At 62.6% G+C, this 19197-nt stretch carries 14 protein-coding genes; all 14 read right to left on the bottom strand.

What is annotated here, in order from left to right:
• Window position 1: 1 nt before the first annotated feature.
• A complete protein-coding gene (locus tag ACQY39_RS14730; RefSeq protein ID WP_428507441.1) occupies window positions 2-1939 on the bottom strand; it encodes an XrtA/PEP-CTERM system amidotransferase in 1938 nt (645 codons plus the stop codon).
• 8 nt (window positions 1940-1947) lie between these two features.
• On the bottom strand, window positions 1948-3129 hold the full coding sequence (locus ACQY39_RS14725) for a TIGR03088 family PEP-CTERM/XrtA system glycosyltransferase (protein WP_428507439.1): 1182 nt from the start codon (window positions 3127-3129) through the stop codon (window positions 1948-1950).
• A 28-nt stretch (window positions 3130-3157) separates the two neighbouring features.
• Window positions 3158-4438, bottom strand: coding sequence for a nucleotide sugar dehydrogenase (locus ACQY39_RS14720; protein WP_428507437.1), 1281 nt, complete (start codon window positions 4436-4438; stop codon window positions 3158-3160).
• A gap of 38 nt (window positions 4439-4476) precedes the next feature.
• A complete protein-coding gene (gene xrtA / locus ACQY39_RS14715; RefSeq protein ID WP_428507435.1) occupies window positions 4477-6078 on the bottom strand; it encodes an exosortase A in 1602 nt (533 codons plus the stop codon).
• Window positions 6078-7394: a nucleotide sugar dehydrogenase gene (locus tag ACQY39_RS14710; protein WP_428507433.1), complete on the bottom strand. Its 1317-nt coding sequence runs from the start codon at window positions 7392-7394 to the stop codon at window positions 6078-6080. Before ACQY39_RS14710 ends, xrtA begins: the two co-directional genes overlap by 1 nt.
• Window positions 7391-8614: a TIGR03087 family PEP-CTERM/XrtA system glycosyltransferase gene (locus tag ACQY39_RS14705; protein ID WP_428507431.1), complete on the bottom strand. Its 1224-nt coding sequence runs from the start codon at window positions 8612-8614 to the stop codon at window positions 7391-7393. Before ACQY39_RS14705 ends, ACQY39_RS14710 begins: the two co-directional genes overlap by 4 nt.
• Before the next feature lie 25 nt (window positions 8615-8639).
• Window positions 8640-10568, bottom strand: a complete 1929-nt coding sequence (gene asnB / locus ACQY39_RS14700; protein ID WP_428507429.1) for an asparagine synthase (glutamine-hydrolyzing) — start codon at window positions 10566-10568, stop codon at window positions 8640-8642.
• Window positions 10569-10582: 14 nt separating this feature from the next.
• Window positions 10583-11803, bottom strand: a complete 1221-nt coding sequence (locus tag ACQY39_RS14695; RefSeq protein WP_428507427.1) for a TIGR04063 family PEP-CTERM/XrtA system glycosyltransferase — start codon at window positions 11801-11803, stop codon at window positions 10583-10585.
• Window positions 11804-11892: 89 nt separating this feature from the next.
• Entirely contained in the window at window positions 11893-12936 is a 1044-nt protein-coding gene (locus tag ACQY39_RS14690; protein WP_428507425.1) for a FemAB family XrtA/PEP-CTERM system-associated protein, read from the bottom strand.
• A 3-nt stretch (window positions 12937-12939) separates the two neighbouring features.
• The gene (locus ACQY39_RS14685; RefSeq protein WP_428507423.1) at window positions 12940-13818 is read right to left on the bottom strand and encodes an XrtA system polysaccharide deacetylase; all 879 of its coding nucleotides are present in this window, start codon (window positions 13816-13818) and stop codon (window positions 12940-12942) included.
• Between the two features lie 132 nt (window positions 13819-13950).
• Window positions 13951-15024 carry an XrtA/PEP-CTERM system-associated ATPase gene (locus tag ACQY39_RS14680; RefSeq protein WP_428507421.1) on the bottom strand — a complete coding sequence of 358 codons (1074 nt, stop codon included), beginning with the start codon at window positions 15022-15024 and terminating at the stop codon, window positions 13951-13953.
• 3 nt (window positions 15025-15027) lie between these two features.
• Window positions 15028-16662: a TIGR03016 family PEP-CTERM system-associated outer membrane protein gene (locus ACQY39_RS14675; protein WP_428507419.1), complete on the bottom strand. Its 1635-nt coding sequence runs from the start codon at window positions 16660-16662 to the stop codon at window positions 15028-15030.
• Complete coding sequence (locus ACQY39_RS14670) at window positions 16604-17545, bottom strand: XrtA-associated tyrosine autokinase (protein WP_428507417.1); 942 nt, start codon at window positions 17543-17545, stop codon at window positions 16604-16606. The genes ACQY39_RS14675 and ACQY39_RS14670 overlap by 59 nt, the downstream gene beginning before the upstream one ends.
• A gap of 1 nt (window position 17546) precedes the next feature.
• Window positions 17547-19139, bottom strand: coding sequence for an XrtA system polysaccharide chain length determinant (locus ACQY39_RS14665; protein ID WP_428507415.1), 1593 nt, complete (start codon window positions 19137-19139; stop codon window positions 17547-17549).
• Window positions 19140-19197 lie beyond the last annotated feature (58 nt).

Below are 19197 nucleotides of genomic sequence, written 5' to 3'. Positions count from 1 at the left end.
CTCAGGCGGGAACGCCGTCCCGGCTGTGCACGGCCAAGGGCAATTCTTCATCCACCACCTGGCGCAGGAAGGCCTCGAACATCAGCAGCGTCCACAGAGGCGCGCTGTAGTCACGCGCGCCGCTGAGATGGGCCTCGACCAGGTGCTGCAGGTACTCGCGGTTGAACCAGCCGGTGGCGGCCAGGCGCGGGCCGAGCACGGCGTCCTGCACCCGTTGCTTGAGAGGGCCGCGGAACCAGCGCGCCAGCGGCACGGCGAAACCCATCTTGGGCCGGTACAACACCTCGTCGGGCAGCAGTGGCTCCATGGACTTCTTCAGCAGGTACTTGCCTTCCTGGCCGCGGATCTTGAGATCCGACGGCAAGCTGGCCACCCATTCGACCAGCTCATGGTCCATCAGCGGCTCACGCACTTCCAGCGAATGCGCCATGCTGGCGCGGTCCACCTTGGTGTTGATGTCGCCGACCAGATAGGTCTTGGTGTCCAGGTACTGGATCAGGGCCAGCGGATCGTCGGTCTGGGCCTTGGCGGCATGGCGGTCGAACACCTCCTGGGCCTCGTAACCGCTGAGCTGGGCCTTGAATTGCGGGCTGAAGAGTTGCTCGCGCATGGGGCCGCGCAGGATGGACACCGAGTGGAAGTAGGCCTCGACGGCATTGCGCGACAGGCCTTCAAACGTGGTCTTGGCGCGGAACACGCGAGGCGCCCAGTCGGCCTTGGGGTAGAGGCGCCCCAGCGTGCCAAACAGCGGCTTGCGCAAGCCGGCCGGCATCATGGAGCGCATGCGCTCTTCCATCAGATGCATGCGGTAGCGGCGGTAGCCGCCGAAGGTCTCGTCGCCGCCATCGCCCGACAGGGCCACGGTCACATGCTTGCGCGCCAGTTGGCAGACGCGGTAGGTCGGGATGGCCGAGCTGTCAGCATAGGGCTCGTCGTAGAGCCGGGCCAGGGTGTCGAGCAGGTCGAAATCGTCGGACTTGACGGTCTCGACCTTGTGCTCGGTGCGGTAGCGGTCGGCCACCAGCTTGGCGAACTCGGACTCGTTGAAGGCCGGGTCGTCGAAAGCGATCGAGCAGGTGTTGACCGCGTCCGAGCTGATGCCAGCCATGGTCGCCACCACGGCGCTGGAGTCCACGCCGCCAGACAGGAAGGCGCCCAACGGCACTTCGGCAATCATGCGCAGGCGCACGGATTCCTTGAGACGTTCCTGCAGTTCGAGGCAGGCTTCCTCGACGCCAATCTGGCGGTCGAGCGTGAAGCGCACATCCCAAAACTGCTTGGGCTCAGGAATCGGCTGACCGCGACGGATGCACAGGCTGTAGCCAGGCTCTAGCTTGCGCGCCTGCTTGAAAATGCAGCGCGGCTCGGCCACATAGCCGAGCGCGAAATACTCTTCGACCGCCAGCGGGTCGATGTCGCGGCGCATCTGGCCATGGGCCAGCAAGGACTTCAGCTCCGAACCGAACAGCAGCTGGCCATCGTCCAGGACGCTGTAAAACAGCGGCTTCACGCCCATGCGGTCGCGGGCCATGAAAAAGGTCTGCTTGTTGCGGTCCCAGAGCGCAAAGGCAAACATGCCGCGGAAGCGTTGCACGCAGTCTTCACCCCAAGCTTCCCAGGCATGGACGATGCACTCGGTGTCGCTCTTGGTGTGGAACACATGACCCAGCGCCTGCAGCTCGGGGATCAGCGACTGGTAGTTGTAGATCTCGCCATTGAAGACCACGACCACCGAACCATCCTCGTTGAACAGCGGCTGCTGGCCGGTGGAGATGTCGATGATGGACAGGCGGCGGTGCCCCATGCCCAGACCAGGCTCGGTGTGCAGGCTGCCTTCATCGGGGCCCCGGTGGTACTGCGATTCGTTCATCCGATGCAGGCGCGCCGCATCGACTTCGCGGTCCGCGCGCGTGTCGAAGATTCCAGTGATTCCGCACATATCTTGTTCTACTTTGTGGTCCGCAGACCGTGTTCGAGATCGAGCGTGGGCCGCCCCAGGGCTTGGCTATACAGGGCATCATATGCTGCCACCATGGCGCGCAAGCTGAAGCATTGCTCCACCCGCTGGCGACCGGCTTGGCCGAAGGCGGCGCGCAATTCCGGGTCCTGTGCCAGACGGAGCAAGGCCCCAGCCATAGCCGACACATCGGCAGAAGGCACCAGCAGCCCGGTGCGCTCCGCCTCCACCAACTCCGCATTGCCACCGACCCGGGTCGCCAGCACCGGCAGGCCGCTGGCCATGGCCTCCAGAATGGTGTTCGACACGCCTTCCGCCAGCGAAGGCAGGGCGAACACATCGAGCCCGCGCATGAACTCCGCCACATCGCGGCGCTCACCGGGCAAGAAAGCCAACTCACTCATGCCCGCCTCCGCCAGGACCTGGGCCACCTGGGCGCGCAGCGGGCCATCCCCCGCCATGACTAAGCGCAGGCGCTCACGCAAGATCGGTTGCTGCTGCAGGGCCAAGACGAAGGCGCGGGCCAGAGTCAGTTGGTCCTTGACCGACTGCATGCGCCCCACTGTGCCGACCAGCACATGAGGTCCAGATTGGAAGGGGCAGCCTTCAATCGACGCCTTAGCATCGCCGCGCGGACGGAACTTGTCCGTGTCCACCCCGTTGTAGATCTGGCTGATGCGGCGCGGCGCGATGCCGACGGCATGCTCCAGATAGCCACCCAGATCGCGCGACAGCGCCACATAGCGCTGCACATAAGGGCTGTAGAAGCGCCGGGTTAGGCGGTTGCCGCGATTGAGGCCGTCCACATCGTCCATGTCCCGACCATGCTCGCCGTGGATGCGCGCCGGCACACGGGCCAGCCAGGCCGGTAGCTGGCCTTCGAGCGCGGCCAGATTGCGGCTGTGCACGATGTCCGGGCGCAATTGGCGGCACATGCGGTAGAGCGCGCCCCACTGCAAAACGCCCGGCCCCGGCGGCTTGTTCAACGCCAGGAACTGCACATCGTCACGCTGAATGCGACGTCGGAACTCGGTCACCTCGGTCATGGCCACCACCGCATGGCGCCAGCGGCTGGCATCCATGTGGTTGATCAAATTGACCACGCCGTTCTCCAGCCCTCCGGTGTCGAAGCGGAACAGCAGATGGACGACCAGAGGTCGGCGTTCGTTCATGCGATCTGGGGACAAGCGATGCGCTCGATCAGAGACGCCAGACGCGGAAGCCTGCAGCCTCCAGCCCGCCTTGATCAAACGCTGCCTTCACATCGATGAAGGCCCCGCCCTTGACCAGCTTCTTGCCCAGGTCTTCCACGCTCAGCTTCGCGTATTCCTTGTGGGCCACAGCAGCAACCACCGCGTCGGCACGCGGCAAATCATCGAAGGGCAGCAGGCTCACGCCGTACTCGTGCATGGCTTCCTCGGCCTCGGCCTGAGCATCGGTCACGAACACCTCCACGCCGTAGGTGCGCAGTTCGTTGATGATGTCGATGACCTTGGAGTTGCGCAGATCGCCGCAGTCTTCCTTGAAGGTCAAGCCCAGCACATTGACGCGGGCGCCCTTGATGTGGGAACCCGAGGCGATCATCTGCTTGATGGTCTGCTCGGCAATGAACTTGCCCATACTGTCATTGATGCGACGGCCGGCCAGGATAACTTGCGGGTGGTAGCCCAGCATGTCGGCCTTGTGGGTCAGGTAGTAGGGGTCCACGCCGATGCAGTGGCCGCCGACCAGACCCGGCTTGAACTTCAGGAAGTTCCACTTGGTTCCGGCCGCGGCCAGCACTTCGGAGGTGTCGATGCCGATCTTGTCGAAGATGATGGCCAGCTCGTTCATCAGCGCGATGTTCAGGTCGCGCTGGGTGTTCTCGATCACCTTGGCGGCTTCGGCGGCCTTGATGCTGGAGGCGCGGTGCACGCCAGGAACGATGATCTTTTCGTAGAGCTCAGCCACCTTGTTGAGCGTCTCGGGCGTGTCGCCGGAGACGATCTTCAGGATCTTGGTCAGCGTGTGTTCCTTGTCGCCCGGGTTGATGCGCTCGGGGCTGTAGCCGATGAAGAAGTCCTGCTTCCACTTCAGGCCCGACTCACGCTCCAACACCGGGATGCACACCTCTTCGGTGGCGCCGGGGTAGACGGTGCTCTCGTACACGACGATGGCGCCCTTCTTCATGTGGCGGCCGACGCTGGTGCTGGAGCCGATCAGGGGCTTGAAGTCGGGGATGTGGGCCTCGTCCACCGGCGTGGGCACAGCGACGATGATGATGTCGGCCTCCGCCAGCATCTCGGGCTTGTCGGTGTAGACCGCATGGGTGGCGGCTTGCACTTGCTCGTCGCTCAACTCGCGCGAGGGGTCGACGCCGCGCTGGCAGGATTCGACCTTGGCGGTCGAAATATCAAAACCGATGGTCCGGATCTGCTTGCCGAACTCCACCACCAATGGCAGGCCCACATAGCCCAGGCCGATCACCGCTAAGGTCGTCATCTTGTTTCCCTTGTCAGTTCAAATTTCAAAACAGCTGATCACGGAGACGCGGCAGGCACGCTGCCCTGGCCGTCCCGGGTCTTGCGCAGGGCGGCGTCCAATGCAGCCCAGTTTTCTTGCACGAACTCACGCAGTGCGGCCTCACCCGCACCGTCGTCACCGCGGTCTGTGTAGAGAGTCAATGCAGCCGCATCGTCGCCCTGCCCCATCAAGCGATGCCAGAGGCCGAACAGCTTGGCCCGTGAGTCACTGCTGGTGGTCTGGCCATTGACCCAGTAGACCTGCCAGACGTCCAGGCGCTGCGGCCAGGGGCTGCCCGTGCCCTGCACATTGCGCAGTTCGACACGGCGCATGCGCATGGCGGGTTCTTGCAAGTCCACGCTCCCCTGCGACACCGAAGACCACCGGCGATCTTCGCTGGTGACCAAGGTGTTGACCGAGCTGATCAGCTTGCTGCTGTAGCTTTGCTGGCGGTAATAGGCGAGATGCAAACCCAATTGCCGGTCGCCCTTGCGGTAGACCGCATCGGTCTGCCCAGCTGGCGCCTGGAACACAGGTTTCAACATGACTGGACTGCCTGGTGCCACTTGCCAGCTGCCGACCTTGCCGGCTGGCAGACTCAGCACCAGATCCGGCTTCGGGGACTGCAGGGACAGGCGCTGCGACCAGACAAACGGCAGCAACACCAGTACCAGAGCCGACACCAGCGTGACCACGGCAGAAGCACTCAGGCGGCGAGGCAAACCGAGCATGCCCGGCCCCGGATTGCCCTCGGGCGCGGGTGCATCGGGCTCTGCCCAGCGCGCTCCGACCATGAACATGGCGACCATGATGATGCCGAAGAACACCCAACCGTACAGCAGATGGTCGGCACCTGTGGCCAGCTTGTTGCCGGACACATGGCCGAGCAACACGGTCAGATAGGCTCGCACCCAGTTGGCCACCACGGGCAGCAGGATGGCGAAGATCACAAAGATCACACGCCGCTTGAGTGAACGGTAGTTGAGATAGGCGAACAAGGCGCCCACCATCACCGAGGCCATCAAATAGCGAATGCCGCTGCATGCCTCGACCACCGACCAATTGCCGCTCGGGATCACGAACTGCAAGCCTTCGCGGTAGACCGGGATGCCGCTCAAACGCAGGGCGCTGACCGTGAAGTCGGCCGTCCAGTCCATGAACAGCGGCATCAGGAATTCGCCGATGGGCACGGCAAAGAAAAAGAAGGCGAGCGGGAAGGTGATGACACGGGCCGCAGCCGAGCCGAGGCACAAAGGCACGGCAAAGACCAGCATGCCCACCAAGGCCAGTTGTGTGGCGGCATTGACGGCCGCCAGATCACCCAGCAACCACAAGCAGCCAAAGGCCGCAAACGGCAGCAGAAACCACGGCGAAGGGCGCGGCTCGACCAGAGCCAAGGCCGCGCGCTGACGCCAGATCAGCCACAGCGCGATCGGCGGCACCGTGAAGGCATGGGCAAAGGTTTCCGAGCGGTCCCAAATCTGCACCATGGCCCAGGCTGTCTGATGGTACAGGCCCAGCACCAAGAGCGAGACCACCGCGAGCCCGAGCAGAGCACGCGGCCAAGCGAGACCGAATGAAGCGCCCCCTTGCGCGGGAGGGTGGTTGGCCGGATTCATCACCAGCACAGCCCCTGCACCCGAGCCTTGAAGTCCGCCTTGTTGGGCAGGTTCACCAGGTCCAGCAGGTCCTGGTCCGCACGCGCCAGGCCCGCCACCTGCGCGGCGATCTCTGCGCCCGACAGACCCATCACCAGCACCTCGCTGTCCTGCACCACCTCGGCCAACTCGCCCTTGAGCATCTCGCCGATGTGCGGCAGATGCTTCTGCACAAAGCTGCGGTTCGCGCCCAGCAGGCTGGCCAGATGCACCTCAGGGTCATAAATCGACAGCTGCATGCCCTTGCCGATCAGCTGCTCGGCCAGGGTCACCAGCGGGCTTTCGCGCAGGTCGTCCGTGCCGGTCTTGAAGGACAGACCGATGAAGCCGATCTTGCGCTTGCCCAGGGCCAGCAGCTTGTCCAGCGCTTGGTCCAAGTGCTGGCGGTTGGAGGCCAGGATGCCCGAGAGCATGGGCAGCTCCAAATCGTGCGTCTTCGCCAGATAGGTCGTCGCGCGCAAATCCTTGGGCAGGCAGGAGCCGCCGAAGGCAAAGCCCGGCTTCAGATAGGCCTTGGAGATGTTGAGCTGCGTGTCCTGGCAGACCAGGTCCATCACTTCAAAGGCATCCACACCCAGCGCGCCGCACAGGCGCGCGGTCTCGTTGGCGAAGGTGATCTTGAGCGCGTGGAAGTTGTTGCAGCAGTACTTCATCATCTCGGCCGCGCGCACCGAGGTCTTCAGAAACTTGCAGGGCAGATGGCCGAACAAGGCTTGCAGCCGCTCGGCCGCGTAGTCATGGTTGGCACCGACGATGGTGAAGGGCGGCTTGTCGTAGTCGCGGATGGAGCTGCCTTCGCGCAAGAACTCGGGCTGGAAGCACAGGTGGAAGTCCACGCCGTCGCGCTTGCCCGAGGCGCGCTCGATGATGGGGCGCAGCACGTCTTCCACCGTGCCCGGCACCAGGGTCGAGCGGAACACCACCACATGCGGCTCGCTCTTTTGCTTGAGCGCTTCACCGATCTGCTCGGCCAGGCGCAGCACCGCGCCCTGGTCCTGGCTGCCGTTGGCCGCCGAGGGCGTGCCCACGCAGACCAGCGAGATCTCGGTGCTCAGCACCGCCTGCACCGCGTCCGTCGTCACGCTGACATGGCCGCTAGCCGCGACTTGCGCCATCAGCTCCACCATGCCCTCCTCGACCACCGGCGTCTTGCCGTTCTTGATCAGGTCCAGCTTGGCCGGCTCGATGTCCACGCCCACCACATCATGGCCGTCTCGCGACAAGCAGGCCAGCGACACCGCGCCCACATAGCCCAATCCGAATATGCTGATCTTCATGACTTCACCGCCTGCTTTTTTGATGATGTGGATGCCGAGGCCAGAACCTGGGCAATGATCTTGTCCAGGCGCTCCATGGAGCGCGGCCAGGCATGGTGGCTGAGCATGCGCGCGCGACCGGCAATTGACAGGCGCTCCCGCTCGGCGGGGTTCTCGACGATGCGAAGCACCGCATCGGCGCATTGCTGCGGCGTGTCGGCGACCAACAAATGGGTCTCGGCCTCCGCGTCGACACCACCCGCAGCGATGCTGCTGGTCACCACCGGCACGCCCATGGCCATGGCTTCGAGAATCTTGTTCTGCGTGCCGCGGGCAATCGCCAGCGGGGCCACCATCAGGGCCGATTTGCGCACATAGGGCTGCACATGCGGCACCGAGCCAGTCACGGTAACGCCGTCGATCTCACCGAGCTTGCGCATGGCGGGAGAGGGATCGGCGCCGACGATGGTCAGCTTCATCTGCGGGCGACGCGCCTTGATCAAGGGCCAGGTTTCCGCGCAGAAACGCGACATGCATTCCTGGTTGGGGTAGTAATCCATGCGCCCGATGAAGCTGATGGTGTCGGGGTCGTAGTCCGTGCCATCGGGGCTGAAGTAATCGGCATCAACACCGTTGGGGAACCAGTCGGTCGCTGCACCCGTGCCGTAGTCGTTGAGCGTTTGCCACTCAGCGCGTGTGGTGGCGGTGCAGATGTCAAAGCGACGGGCCAGGCGCTTTTCGGCCGCCAGCATCTTGTAGCCCTCAAGCCGATAACCCAGCGACAAAGGAAAAGGCTTGGCGTCCGCGTACTCCAGCCACTTCTGCGAGTCCATATCGCCGAAGTCCAGGATCTTGGGAATGTCCTGCACATGCTCCACGTACTGCGCGACCGAGGAGCAGTGGACAAAGATCAAATCGAACTTCTGCGTGGCCAGCAGATGCTTGATCTTGGCTGCCAGCTCGGCCGAGTAGAAAAAGCCCATGGACGAGGGCGTGGTCAGAGGCAGACGCGCCACCATGCGCAAGGCCTGCACCGGGTTGTGCACGCGCGCCATATGGAAGGCCTTGCAGTGCGGTGCAATGCCCTGCCCTTCCACGCCTTCGTCCTCGGCCCGTACCAGCGAGCAGACGGTGACCTCATGCCCCGCCGCCGTCAGGTGGCGGATCATATTGAAGGGCCGAATCTTGCCTCCACGCTTGGGCGGGAAGGGAAAGCGATGGCAGACGTAGAGGATGTTCATGCGGGCAGATGGAGGAGCTGGGGCGTCAAGCGCGGGGCAGGTAGGACTTCAGCTCCAGCGCCACATCGGCGGGGCTGCGGCCGTCCAGATAGACCCGGCTCCAGATTTCGAGGTTCATCAAGGACAGCAGCGCATCGGTGCCGTCCATGCGGTTGGCTTCATGGTCGGCGATCAGGCCCGACACCACGGCCGGCACGAACAGGCCCCGGGCCTTCACCACCTCAGGCGCCAGCAGGCGGCGCAACAGCGGCGCCAGTTCCTTCTTGAGCCAGGCGCCCATGGGCGTGCCGAAGCCGCGCTTCTTGCGGTTCAAGATGTCGTCGGGCAGCACATCGGCCAGCGCCGACTTCAGCACATGCTTGAGGCGGCCACCGCGGATCTTGATGTCGGAAGGCATTGACGCCGCCAGCTCCAAGAGCTCATGGTCGAGCAGGGGCACGCGGCACTCCAGCGACACGGCCATGCTCATCTTGTCGGTCAACATCAGCAGGTCGTCAGGCAGCTGGGTTTCGGCGTCCACGGCCAGCATGCGGTTGAGCTCGTCCTCATGGCCGGCGCCGGCAAAGGCCGCTGCCAGCGGGTCTTGCCCGCCCACGCCGTCCACCAACAATCGACCGACCAGATCCTGCCCCAGCACCTGCAAATAGCTCTGGTAGCGCGCATCGGCGCCCATGCCGGCGCTGGCCACAAAGCCCTTGGCCAAGCGCAAAGTATTGAGCAGACCCGAGTGCCTATCGGCCGGCAGGCGGCCCGCCGCAAAGCCGATGGCCGATTGCAGCCAAGCGGGCAGCGCCTGGAAACGGCGTGCGTAATGGCCGCCCAGATAACGGCGATAACCGCCAAACAGCTCGTCACCGCCCACGCCCGAGAGAATCACCTTCACATCCTGGCGGGCGAACTGCGACACCAGATAAGTGGTGATAAAGGCCGTGTCGGCCAGCGGCTCGTCCATATGCCAGAGCAGCTGCGGCAAGAGGCCCACCACATCGGGCTTGACGACGATTTCCTTGTGCTGAGTCTTGAACAGCTCGGAGACTTGCCGCGCATACGGCAGCTCGTTGTAGAGGGCTTCCGCCTCGCCACCTTCGAAACCGATGGCATAGGTTCGGATCGGCTCGTTCGACTCACGGGCCATATAGGCCACGACCGCGCTGGAGTCGACGCCGCCCGAGAGGAAAGCACCGATCGGCACATCGCTGACCATCTGCATGCGCACGGCGCGCTGCAGGCTTTCGCGCGAGCGCTCGATCCACTCGGCCTCGCTCCAATCGCGGCGGATCTGCGGCGAGATACGCCAGTAGCGCCATTCTTTGACCTGACCGCCCTCCACCGCCAGCAGCGTCGCCGGTGGCAGCTTGCGAATGCCCTTGAACATGCTGCCCGGCGCTGCCACATAACCCAGCTGCAAATAGCTGGACAGCACGCGGGTGTCCAGCTCGGCCCGGGCGCCAGGCAGGGCCAGCAAGGCCTTGGCTTCGGTGGCAAAAGCCAGGCGCTGGCCGTCCTGCATCACATAGAGCGGCTTGACGCCGATGCGGTCGCGGCCGATCAGCAGGCGGCGGCGGCGCGCGTCCCAAAGCGCGAAATCGAACATGCCGTTGAGGCGGTGGACGAAGTCGTCGCCCTCGGCATCGTACAGATGCAGCAGCACTTCGCTGTCGGAGCCGGTCTTGAACTGAAAACCCTTGGCTTGCAGCTCAGCACGCAGCTCGCGGTAGTTGTAGATCTCGCCATTGCAGACCAGCCAGAGGCTGCCGTCCTGGTTGGACAGGGGCTGGTGGCCGCCAGCCAGGTCGATGATGGACAGGCGGCGCATGGCGATGCCGCAGGCACCGTCGATGTGCTGGCCTTCATCGTCGGGACCGCGATGCTGGGTGATGTTGCCCATCAGGCTCAGATGGGCCGATTCGACCGGGGCGCCGTCAAGACGCAGGATGCCGTGGATGCCGCACATAGCTGGGTCGGGCCTCAGGAAGAAACAACAGGGAAAGTACGGCCGTAGCGGCTCAGGGCGCGCCGGTAGACCTCTTCGTAGCGGGCCACGCTGCGGGCCCAGGTGCGCTCGGTTTCCACGAAATGGCGGGCCTGCGCGGCGATGCGCGGCCATTGCTCGCGCTGGGCCAGCAGCTGCTCGATGGCTGCGGCCAGAGCGCCGACGTCACCGGCTTTGAACAGATGGCCGGTCTCGCCGTGGCGCACCAGTTCGTGGTGGCCGCCGACATCGGAGGCCACAAACATGCGCCCTTGGGCCATGGCTTCCAAAGGCTTGAGCGGCGTCACCAGCTCGGTCAGGCGAATCGGCAAGCGCGGATAAGCCAATACATCAATCAGCTCGTAGTAACGCTGAACTTCAGCATGCGGCACGCGGCCGGTGAACACCACATGTTGCTGCAAGCCCAGCCGTTCCACCTGGCTTTTGAGCGCCGCTTCCTGCGGGCCGCCGCCGACCAGCAGCACGCGCAGCTGCGGCAACGTGGGCCAGAGGCGGGCCGCGGCATCCAGCAGCAGATGCAGGCCTTCATAGCCGTAAAAGGAGCCGGCAAAGCCCAGCACGACGGCGCCGTCCAGGCCCAGCTTGGTGCGCAGCACCGGGTCCGGGCTGACGCCGAACTGGAAGGCCTGGGCATCGACCGCGTTCGGGATCACGGTGATGCGATCAGCCGGCACACCGCGCGACATGATGTCGCCACGCAGGCCCTCGCAAATGGTGGTGATCTGATCGGCGCGTTTGAGCGCAAAGCTCTCCAGCGCACGCGACACACGATATCGCAGGCTGCCTTCACTGGTGGTGCCATGGTCCACGGCAGCGTCCTCCCAAGAGGCACGCATCTCGTACACCACCGGCAGACGCAGCTGACGCCCGACCCAGAGGCTGGGCAAGGCATTGAGCACCGGCGAATGGGCGTGGATGATGTCAGGGCGCTCGATGGCGACGACTTCGCGGATGCGCGCGGCCGTCAGCTGCATCTGGCGGATCAGACCATCGGCCGCGGTGCTGGGCGTGCGATGGAAAGCCCAGCCCGACGCCTCCTCAATCAGGCCCTCACCCGGGCCCTGCTTGGGGCTGGTCAGGTGGGACGTGATCCAACCGCGCGCGCGCTGCTCGCGCAGGATGGAGGCGGTGCGAAAGCTGTAGCCGCTGTGCAGGGGCAGGGAATGGTCGAGGATGTGGAGAACGCGCAAGCTCATAGCGGCTGGACGCGCAGACGTGCGCGAAAAAACAGATTGGTTAGGCGGCTTCGTGACAAGACCAAGCGCGGGATCGAGACGGGCATGGCTTAACCCAGGTTGCGCACGATGAAGGGGCCTAGCCAGTTGACAAAGCCCAGGGGCAAACGCCGCCAAGTCTTGATCAGAAGCTGGTACTTCGCATTGCTCGGATTGTTCTGCGGCACGGCATCACGTTTGTAGAGGCAGTACTCGTAGTTCAAGGGCGTCGGCTCGAAGCCCCAGTTTTTCTTGAATGCGTAGGAGCCGGTGCCCTGCTTGCTGCGGCCGTAGTCAAAGACCTTGAGCCCGCGTGCACAGGCGCGACGCATCAGTTCCCAGTACTTGAAGTCGTTGCCCGCCAGATCGCGCGCGGCTTCGTCGTCGCCGGCGTAATAGGGCAAGACCTCGTCGCGAAAATAGAAACTCAGCACCGAGCTGACCGGCTTGCCCTGAGCATCGGTCACCGTCAGCACTTCGGCATCGGCACCAAACTCGTCCAGCAAGGCCGCGAAGTAGCGCTTGGGCATGGCCGGCGTGCCATGGCGGTGGGTGTTGTCGGCGTAGAGCGCGAAAAAGCGATCCACCGTTGGATCGATGTGCGAGACCAGATTGTTCTTGATGCCTTTGCGCACGCTGGCCCGGGCCTTGCGCGGGATGGCCAACATATTGGCCTCTTCCTCGGGCAAGATTTCCTTGCGGAAGGTGACGTACAGATCCTGCTTGGGCCAGTCGGCGTGACGGGGCGCGATATTGCGGAACTCGAGATGCTCAGCACCGAGGCGCTGCGCGATGGCCTGCGCTTCTTGCTCCAGAGCGGCGGCTGCCTCGTCGTTCAGGGCTGCAACACCGCCGTACACCGCAAAGGGCAAGGCCACCAGCGAATGGCCGAACAGCATGCTCTTGACCTGGGCCAGCGGCAGCACGCCCTCGATCTGGCCATCGCGCTCAGCGTAGAGGAAAAAGCCCTGGTGCTTGAACACCTGCTCGACCATGCGCAGCCAGCCGGCGCGATGGAAAAAGGTGGCTTGCGGGCAGGCCAGGACGAACTCGTCCCAGCGGCGGGCAAGCGCGGCGTCTTGCGCCGTCAGGCGCTTGATCTGGAGTGCAGCCATGGCTCAGGCTGCAACCGCGCTGGAGGCCAGCGCCACAGTGCGCCGACCCAGGAAGATCTCGTCCATGCGACCCCAGGCGAAATCCTGCAGCAGGCGGCCGATGCGGTCGTGAGTACGCGCAATATTGACGTAATGACGGAAGCGCGACTTGCTGTCGATACCTGCGACACGCGGCTGGTCGACGTCGATTTCCCAGGGGTGGAAATAGAACACGGCCGACTGTTGATCCTGGGCATTGACCTGGCGAATCAACCAGCGCGACACCGGATAGGGCAGCAGGCGGAAATAGCCACCGCCGCTGGACGGCAGGTTCTTGTTCATCACCCGCAAGGTCGTGACCGGCACTTCCAGCAGGCCCTCACGCACCGGGTAGGCGAAGCGCGGCGAATCGGGCATGCCGTAATGGTCGTGCTGGATCGGGTAGACGCTGGAGCTGTATTGGTAGCCGGCCTCACGCAAAGTGTCGAAGGCCCAGAGATTGCTCTTGCCGATCGAGAAACTTGGCGCGCGGTAGCCAATCACCTCGTGGCCGCCGAGATCTTCCAGCAGCTTCTTGGCGCGGACGATGTCCTGCATGAAAGCCTGCGGGCTCAAATCGCTGGCGCGCTCATGGCCGTAGCCATGGCTGGCGAGTTCGTGGCCCGCCGCCACGATGTCCCGCACCACCTGCGGGTAACGCTCCGCGATCCAACCCAGGGTGAAGAACGTGGCCTTGGTTTGATGTTGGGCGAACAGGGCCAGGATGCGCTCGATATTGCGCTCCACCCGGCATTCGCAGCCTTCCCAATCGCCACGCGCAATATAGGGCGCGAAGGCCGAGACCTGGAAGTAATCTTCCACATCCACGGTCATCGCATTCCGTATGGCTTTTTGTTCAGACATGAGACTCTGCGCACCCACTCTTGTTGGTTTCCAAAAATTTTCTCAAGCACGATCGACTGATCGTGGCCGACACCCCACTGCCCTTCTCGGCCCGACCTCCAGGTGGAGCCTGCGAGCGCTGGACCGCGGGCTTCAGTTGGTCCGGACCGCTTCCACCAGCTTCTGCAGCAAGCTCAGAGTCTGCAGATTGATGCGTTCCAGACGCTGCAAGCCATTCTCGAGTCGCTGCAACCGTTCTGCGAGATGCCCCTGGCTGAGGTTCGAGAGCTCCTCACTCAAGCCATTGACTTGCTCGGAATTCAGCTTCACTCGCGAGAAATCAATGGGCTGATCGGTGTCCAGGAATTTACCCACACCTGTGTCCGATCCGCCACCCACCACCTGAGTGGGTGTTTGTGCTTCTTGCGCAATATCTTTGAGCACGTCATGGAGTTCATGGAGGGTCAAATTGACCTTGTTACCCATGAAACCCAGCAGCAGCAGACGATCGCACAAGGAATTGATACGGCGAGGAATGCCCTGGCTGGTTTTGTAAATCAGCGGAAATACATCCGCATCAAAGGTCGGCTTGCCAGTGCTGCCTGCGCATTTCAGGCGGTGCTCGATATACGCCTTGGTTTCGTCTTCATCCAAGGGTCCGATATGGCAGGTGGCCGCCACACGCTGACGGAATTGCTCCATCTCAGGCCGCTGCAGGATGCCTCGGAATTCCGGCTGGCCGACCAAAAAGGTCTGGAGCAAAGACTGGTTGCCGAACTGGAAATTCGACAGCATGCGCAGCTCTTCCACCGCACGCGCTGACAAATTCTGCGCTTCGTCCACGATCAGCAGGCAGCGCTTGCCCTGCGTGGTCTGGCTGACGAAGAAGGCCTCCAGAGTCATCAAGACCTCAGACTTTGGCAAGTCCTTCAAGCGCACGCCAAAGGCCGAGCCGACCATTCGCAGCGTGTCCTCCGCATCAAGCTGCGTGGTAACCAGATTGCCGATCACCACATTGCTGCGATTCAGGCTGTCCAGCAAGCCCCGCAGCAGCGTCGTCTTGCCTGCACCGATTTCACCGGTGATGACGATGAAACCATCGTTGCGCAGGACTCCATAGTCCAAATAGGCCTTGGCGCGCCTGTGCTGTTTGCTGCCGAAGTAGAAATTAGGATCAGGACTGAGCTGGAACGGCTTGCTGCTCAACCCGTAGAAGGATTCATACATGGCTCAGAACTGCTGGACGAGGTTGGCGAACATGGCGTTTTCGCGGTAAGAAATCAACCCACCCGAGTGCGCGGCACGCGCGCCTAAAGTGAAATTGACCCGTGCGCCGAGGCGACAGTTCCAGCTCGCTGAAATAGAACGCAGCGTCGTGGACTGAGCGGCCGAATCACCCTCGCTGTCCTGCTGTATCACGCTCAGGACGGCGCTTGAGGTCGGCGTCAGGTTGTGTGAGACGTTCAAACTGAGGCTGCGTTGCAACACGCGACCATTGGCTGCGAAATCACCTGAACTCGAACTGGCCGAGGCCAAGCGCCGGTTGTTGCTGCGACTGGCGGTCGTCGTCACCGTGGTCCGCACCCCCTGCAGAGAGTAGGACAACAACTGGGTACGAAGCACCGTCGGACCTGTGTCCACCACCGCACTGCTCGCCAAGGCGTCTGCACTCAGGCCCTGGGTGCGAAGGAAATTGCGAACGAACACGTCGCGCTGCGCTGGATCCGGCACCAGGGAGGCGAACTGAAAGAAATACAGGTCGTAATTGCTACGCGGTGCGCCAGCGTTTTGAAAGTTGGCCGCATTGACCGACTGGGAGTCGGAGAAGCGCAGCGCCGAACGCGACCACCGGTGCTCCAAGTTGTAGCTGAAAGAGTCCCCGTACTCATGGGATTGGAAGTCGGCGGAGAGCTTGGTGCGCAGCGACGGCGTCCAGCTGAGATTGGCACCATAGGTCGAACTGTTGCGCAGCACAAAGTCCTTCAAATCGCTGCGCTCTCGCCCCGCCAACACGCCCAACTGCCAATCGATATCGGGCTTGTAGCTGAGGCTGCCGGTCAGGCTGCTGACGCGGTTCTGCGCACCGGTCTTGAAACTGGACTTCTGGGTCGAAGCATCGACCGACCAAGTCAGCGCCGCCCGCCCCGCTCGGCTGACCCGAAGGCTCGCTCCATTGGCATGGCTGTCGCCAATCACTGCATCCGACACATTGGTCGCTGAGGTGTTGGCGCGCAACTCAAAATTAGCCACGCTGCCGATGTGTCCCTGCAGACGCGGCGCCAAGCTGACAGTGGCCGTCTCACGGCGATTGGAATTGGCCAGGGATGGGTCCACCGACTGCACGCCAAACGCTGACGCCGCCTGCTGAGAAATCGAAGCGTTGGCGTCCACAAAAAACAGCCTGTCAATGAGCTCGGCCACGCCTTTGGCCGACAGGCTGTGCTGGATACGAGCCTTTTCGTCGCTCTTTGTATAAACGATGCCGTTCAGTGAGTAGTCGAGGGAGCCCCGGACTGCACCACGCGTCGTGCTGATGGACACGCCAGGCGTCAGGGTCGTCAGGAGGGCGGCATCTTTGCCCGTGCGAGTCAAGCGGTTGTTGTCGGTCCAGGTCTGCATGACACCGAATCGCGGCTCCACCAGCACAGACGGCCGACCCGTGGCCGTAGGCCCGGCAGCGCCGACTTGAGACGACCCGTCCTGAGCCCAGGCTGAACCCGCACACAACAAGCAGGCCGCCGCCAAGGCCAGTGCGCGAGGCCGCGGCGACAAGTTTCGCTCATGAAAATATCGGCTGGGCATGAGTTCAGCTGGCCGTGTCTTCAGTGCCATAACCGTAGCCATAGCCATAACCGCCACTGCCATAGCCGCCCGAGGTGTTCGCGTTGGCCTGGTTCAACAACAGCATTTTCAAGGGGCAAGTTTCGATGGTCGCCAAAGCTTGCTGAACCGCGCTTTGCGCCGTTTTCTCCGCATGGACCACCACCACGATTTGCCCCATGTGCGACGCAAGAACTCGCGACTCGGTGGTCAAGAGCAAAGGCGGTGAATCAAAAATAATGATCCGATCGGGGTAGCGACGTGCCATATCGTCCAGCAAGTGACTCATGGCATCACTGGCCAGCAACTCGGTGGCGCGAGCATGTGGGGTACCGCTCGGCAACAAGGTGAGCTTGTCAACATTGGTACGCAACAAGACGCTGGACATGTCCACAGACTCCTCCAGCACATCCAACAAACCCGGCCCTTGAGGCAAACCCAACATGCGCAGCACTGAAGGCCGCGCCACATCGGCATCGACCAACATCACCGTGTTGTCCAACTCAGCGGCGATGCTCAGGGCCAGGTTCAGGGAGGTGAAACTTTTGCCCTCGCCCGCCAAAGCACTGGTCACCATGATCAGGTTGGAGTGGTTGAGGCTGGCTACGCCCTTACCCATGGCGTTCTTGATCAAGGGGCGCTTGATGACCCGATATTGATCCGCCATGTGGGAGCGCGCTGCGTTGGGCGTCAAGAAGCCTTGGGCTGCCAGTGCTTCGAGGTCCAGGTCCACACGCTTGGATGCGGGATGCAGCTCCTCCGACTGGCCGACCCCGGGGGCCGCGAAGCTGCCAAATGCCTCCGAGTTTTCACCAGGAAAACCAACGGGGTTTGACTGCGGCATGGACTGCACATCATTGGGCAGGACCACACCAGCCTGTCGCAGTTGCTCCAGCCGCTGGGCTGCTTGTTCAATCAGACTGCTCATCTCAGACCACCTGCCTGCTCAACATGATTGCCAGCGCCGTTAAGCCCAGTACATAGAGTCCCACCAAGCCGCCGGTCGCAGCACCAAAACGGATCAAGTCCGACCGCTGGTTGCGCTTGTCAGCCTCGGAGACCAAGCGCGTCACCACGCCAAGAATCGGCACATCCAGTCGAGCACGCATCTCCAGCGTGTCATGGAACACCGGACGCAACTGGCTGACTGCAAAACTGGCCAGCACGCCAGCAGCCAAAGACACCAAGAGCGCGCCTAGCAGCAAGAGCAGGCGATTTGGCGCCACCGGTTTCGGATTGGCCCGCGGCGGATCAATCAGGCGGAAGTCCGCCACGCCTGAGGCCACATCCAGCTCACCGGTGATGGAAGCCGATTCGCGGCGTGAGACCAAGTCTTCATAATTTTTCTTATGGATCGCGTAGTCACGGTTGAGCTGCGCAGCCTCAGACTCCAACTGCGGCGCAGTCTTCACTGCCGATAGCGCCTGCGCATAACGCGAGGAGTACTCGTCCACCCGGGCCTTGAGCGCAGCCACCTGGACTTCGCTGGTTGCCAACAGGCGATTCATTTCCTGGTAGGCCAAACTGCCGCTGTTACCCCCCAACGGCGACGGCGCAGCCGCCGCCGCTGCTGCGACCTTGCGCAGCTCGGACACTTCCTTGGCCTTTTGCGACTCCAAATCTTTGATCAACTTGCGAGCGCCGATCACATCGGGATGTTGATCGGTGTATCGCTGCAACAAAGAGTCAAGGTTTCGGCGTTGGGCATCGATGCGCGAATCGATCTCGGGAGTAGCCACCACCGCATCACCCTCTTGCAGCAAGGCTTTGACCGGGGAGTTCGTGGTTCCAGCTCGCTCCTGTGTCAGCTGGGTTTTGGCTGCGTCACGAGCATTGACGGCCTCACGGTACTCCAGGCGGGCACGTTCCAGCTGTGCGCTCAACTCACCCAAGCGGCTGGCGGCATCTTTGCCATCACCCGACATATTTTGGATGTTGCGCAGCCGAAACTCTTTCAGGCGACTCTCCGCCTCTTCCAGCTTCGCCTCGTAGGACTTGATCTGCTCGTTGATGAAGGAAGTGGCCGTGGCCGCATCCTTGCGACTCGCCCCCAGACTAGACTCTACAAAGATAGACACCAGAGACTGCACCACACGCTTGGCCGTCTCAGGATCGTGGTCACGGTAGGCCAACGTGTACAAGTTATCTCGAGCCGTACTCTGGATCGACAAATTCTTGGTCACGGTTTCAATCGTGGCTTCTTGCTGCGCTTTGGACTGATTCTTCAAGTCCAAGTCGGCCATCCGAACCAGCTTTTCCACATTGGGCCGGCTGATCAGAGTCCGACTCAACATGGTCACTTGCTGCTCGATATTCGGCTGGACCGCCAGACCGGACATCAATGGCTTCAATATGGACTGCGTGTCCACAAAGATTCGGGCATTCGCCTCGTATCGATCCGGAAGAATCCAAACAATCACGGCGCAAATCAAGCCAACGATCCAGGCTGTTGCGACACCGGTCCAACGATATTTCCACACCCGCCGGGCAATCGCCTGCAGCTGCGCAATGAGTAAGTCCATCGAGATAGGGTTCCAGAATTAGGACACAAGCGGCGAGCCCAACCCGGGCCAAACCCAT

The sequence above is a fragment of the Roseateles sp. genome, from assembly GCF_965262435.1.
Classification (GTDB): Bacteria; Pseudomonadota; Gammaproteobacteria; order Burkholderiales; family Burkholderiaceae_C; genus Paucibacter_A.
This window is presented reverse-complemented; position numbering and strand designations above follow the sequence as displayed.

Coding starts and splice junctions, on each gene's coding strand:
- ACQY39_RS14730 (WP_428507441.1), bottom strand. CDS start 1,939: ATGTGCGGAATCACTGGAATCTTCGACACGCGCGCGGACCGCGAAGTC.
- ACQY39_RS14725 (WP_428507439.1), bottom strand. CDS start 3,129: ATGAACGAACGCCGACCTCTGGTCGTCCATCTGCTGTTCCGCTTCGAC.
- ACQY39_RS14720 (WP_428507437.1), bottom strand. CDS start 4,438: ATGACGACCTTAGCGGTGATCGGCCTGGGCTATGTGGGCCTGCCATTG.
- xrtA (WP_428507435.1), bottom strand. CDS start 6,078: ATGAATCCGGCCAACCACCCTCCCGCGCAAGGGGGCGCTTCATTCGGT.
- ACQY39_RS14710 (WP_428507433.1), bottom strand. CDS start 7,394: ATGAAGATCAGCATATTCGGATTGGGCTATGTGGGCGCGGTGTCGCTG.
- ACQY39_RS14705 (WP_428507431.1), bottom strand. CDS start 8,614: ATGAACATCCTCTACGTCTGCCATCGCTTTCCCTTCCCGCCCAAGCGT.
- asnB (WP_428507429.1), bottom strand. CDS start 10,568: ATGTGCGGCATCCACGGCATCCTGCGTCTTGACGGCGCCCCGGTCGAA.
- ACQY39_RS14695 (WP_428507427.1), bottom strand. CDS start 11,803: ATGAGCTTGCGCGTTCTCCACATCCTCGACCATTCCCTGCCCCTGCAC.
- ACQY39_RS14690 (WP_428507425.1), bottom strand. CDS start 12,936: ATGGCTGCACTCCAGATCAAGCGCCTGACGGCGCAAGACGCCGCGCTT.
- ACQY39_RS14685 (WP_428507423.1), bottom strand. CDS start 13,818: ATGTCTGAACAAAAAGCCATACGGAATGCGATGACCGTGGATGTGGAA.
- ACQY39_RS14680 (WP_428507421.1), bottom strand. CDS start 15,024: ATGTATGAATCCTTCTACGGGTTGAGCAGCAAGCCGTTCCAGCTCAGT.
- ACQY39_RS14675 (WP_428507419.1), bottom strand. CDS start 16,662: ATGGCAGTGGCGGTTATGGCTATGGCTACGGTTATGGCACTGAAGACA.
- ACQY39_RS14670 (WP_428507417.1), bottom strand. CDS start 17,545: ATGAGCAGTCTGATTGAACAAGCAGCCCAGCGGCTGGAGCAACTGCGA.
- ACQY39_RS14665 (WP_428507415.1), bottom strand. CDS start 19,139: ATGGACTTACTCATTGCGCAGCTGCAGGCGATTGCCCGGCGGGTGTGG.